The 2,726-nt window shown below is 67.3% G+C and carries 3 protein-coding genes; all 3 read left to right on the top strand.

Going from position 1 to position 2,726, the window contains the following annotated elements; translation table 11 throughout:
* Positions 1 to 1,526 (top strand): 3D-(3,5/4)-trihydroxycyclohexane-1,2-dione acylhydrolase (decyclizing) (gene iolD, locus NZN28_RS14205; RefSeq protein ID WP_295399258.1); only part of this gene is annotated, 1,526 nt, incomplete at its 5' end.
* Between the two features lie 42 nt (positions 1,527 to 1,568).
* Positions 1,569 to 2,495 carry a TIM barrel protein gene (locus NZN28_RS14200; protein WP_295399256.1) on the top strand — a complete coding sequence of 309 codons (927 nt, stop codon included), beginning with the start codon at positions 1,569 to 1,571 and terminating at the stop codon, positions 2,493 to 2,495.
* Between the two features lie 10 nt (positions 2,496 to 2,505).
* Positions 2,506 to 2,726 (top strand): PfkB family carbohydrate kinase (locus tag NZN28_RS14195; protein WP_295399254.1); only part of this gene is annotated, 221 nt, incomplete at its 3' end.

Raw genomic sequence — 2,726 nt, 5'->3', positions numbered from 1 at the left:
CCTCGGACTACTTCGCCAACCGCCTGCCCGACCCGGTGCTACAGCAGCTCGAGCACCCCACCGAGCACGATGTGAGCGTGAACGACGCCTTCAGGCCCGTCTCTCGCTTCTTCACCCGCATCACCCGGCCCTCTCAGCTCCTCTCCGCGCTGCCCGAGGCCATGCGCGTGCTCACCGACCCCGCCGAGACCGGGGCGGTGACCCTCTGCCTGCCCGAGGACGTGCAGACCGAGGCCTACGACTGGCCGGAGACCTTCTTCGCCAGGCGGGTCTGGCGCGTTCGCCGCCCCGCGCCTGAGCCGGAGGTGCTGGAACAAGTGGCCGAACTCATCAAGAGGGCCAAGCGCCCGCTGATCGTGACCGGAGGGGGCACGCTCTACTCCGAAGCCCACACCCAGCTCGCCGCTTTTGCCCAGACCTACGGCATCCCGGTAGCGGAGTCGCAGGGGGGCAAGGGGGCTTTGCCCTGGGATCACCCCATGTGTGTGGGCGCGGTGGGTTCGAACGGGGGAACCGCCGCCAACCGCCTGGCCAAAGAGGCCGACCTGGTCCTCGCCATCGGCACGCGGTTGGGCGACTTCGTCACCGCCTCCAAGACCGCCTTTCAGAACCCAGAGGTGAAGTTCGTTGGGGTGAACGTGCTCCCCTTTGACGCGGCCAAGCTGAACGGCCTGTCGCTGGTGGCCGACGCCCGGAGGGCCCTGGAAGCGCTCGGCCAGGCCCTGAAGGGCTTTGCGGGCACTCCGGCCTCCTACCGCGAAGAGGTGGAGCGGCTCAAGCGAGAGTGGGACGAGCGGGTGAGCCAGTACCGCACGCCTAGACCTGAGAAAAAGGAGATGGCTCAGGCCGAGGTCATCGGCCTGGTGAACGAGGCATATGGCGGCAAGGCCACGGTGATTTGCGCGGCGGGAAGCCTGCCGGGTGATTTGCTCAAGCTCTGGCGCTGCGAAGACCCCAAGGCCTACCACCTCGAGTACGGCTTCTCCTGCATGGGCTACGAGATTCCCGCCGGGCTGGGGGTGGTGATGGCCGAGCCCGGGCGCGAGGTGGTGGTCTTCGTGGGGGACGGCAGCTACCTGATGATGAACTCGGAGATCGTCACCGCGGTGGCCGAGGGGCTGGATTTTACGGTCATGCTGATCGACAACAAGGCCTTCGGCTCGATTCGCGGCCTGCAGATGTCGCTGGGCTCGCCCTCCTTCAACAACGAGCTGCGACGGCGCGACGGTAGAACAGGCCGCACCGACGGGGCAGCGCTCGAGGTGGACTTCGCCGCCCACGCCCGGGCCATGGGGGCGAGGGTGTGGAGCCCCAGGAACTACCGTGAGCTGGAAGAAGCCCTCAAAGAGGCCCACAAAGCCAGGGGTGTGAGGGTGATCGTGGTGCCGGTGAGCGTAGATGACCGCGTCCCAGGCTTCGAGAGTTGGTGGGACGTCCCCGTGGCCGAGGTCTCGAGCCAGCCTGGGGTGAGGAAGGCCCGCGAGGAGTACGAGACCTACTTGAAGAAGCAGCGGCGCTATTTCTGAGACGCAAGACGCTTAGGACCTCCGGGAAAGGAATTTTGGACAATGGCGATCCGTTTTGGCAACGCACCATGCAGTTGGGGCACCATCGAGGGGTGGGGGCAGGGCATCGGCTACGCGCAGATGCTCGATGAGCTCGTAGAGACCGGTTACCGCGGCACCGAGCTGGGCGACTTTGGCTACATGCCCACCGACCCCGAGCGCTTGCGGCGGGAGCTTAGCTCGCGTGGCCTGACCATGCTGGGGGCCTACGAAGGGGTCTACCTGCTCGAGCCCGCCCTTCATGCCGCGGGCGAAGAGCGCGTGCTGCGCACGGCCCGCCTCTTGAAAAGCGTGGCCGACGTGGGCGACGGCTGGCAGCCCTTCGTGGTGTTGGCCGATGAGCACAGCCGCGACCCGCTGCGCTTTGAGAACGCCGGGCGCGCCCGGCCTGAGCTGAGCCTCAGCGCCCAGCAGTGGAAGGTCTTCACCTCGGGAGCGGGCCGCATCGCCCGGGCTGTTCACGACGAGACCGGCCTGCGCACGGTGTTCCACCACCACTGCGCAGGCTACGTAGAGGCCCCCTGGGAGATCGAGGCCTTCCTCGAGCACACCGACGGCGCAATCATCGGGCTGGTGTTCGACACCGGGCACTACCTCTACGGGACGGGCACCAACGAGCCACAGCAGGTGCTGGAGGGCCTCGAGCGCTTCTGGGGGCGCATATGGTATGTCCACTACAAGGACTGCCATCCGGGCGTGGCCAGCGAGGCCCGCGCAAAGGGCTGGAACTACAAGGAGGCCATCGGCAAGGGCGTGTTTTGCGAGCTGGGCCAGGGCCAGATTGACTTCGGCGCGGTGACCCAGAAGCTGGTGGCCCTGGGCTACGACGGCTGGATTACCGTGGAGCAGGACGTGCTGCCGGGCATGGGGGCCCCCAAGGAGAGTGCCCGGCGCAACCGGGAGTACCTGCACCGGGTTACGGGGTACTGAAAGGGGGAGCATGGGCCAGAGCTACGACCTCATCACCATCGGGCGCTGCTCCATCGACCTCTACTCCCACGACCTGGGGGCCCCCTTCCCGGAGATTCGCACCTTTGGGGCCTACCTTGGGGGTAGCCCCCTGAACATCGCGGTGGGGGCCCGGCGGCTGGGGCTGCGCACCGCCCTGCTGACCGCGGTGGGCCCCGACAAGGTGGGGGAGTTCGTGCTGGAGCGCCTTCG

The sequence above is a fragment of the Meiothermus sp. genome, from assembly GCF_025056915.1.
GTDB lineage: Bacteria > Deinococcota > Deinococci > Deinococcales > Thermaceae > Meiothermus.
This window is presented reverse-complemented; position numbering and strand designations above follow the sequence as displayed.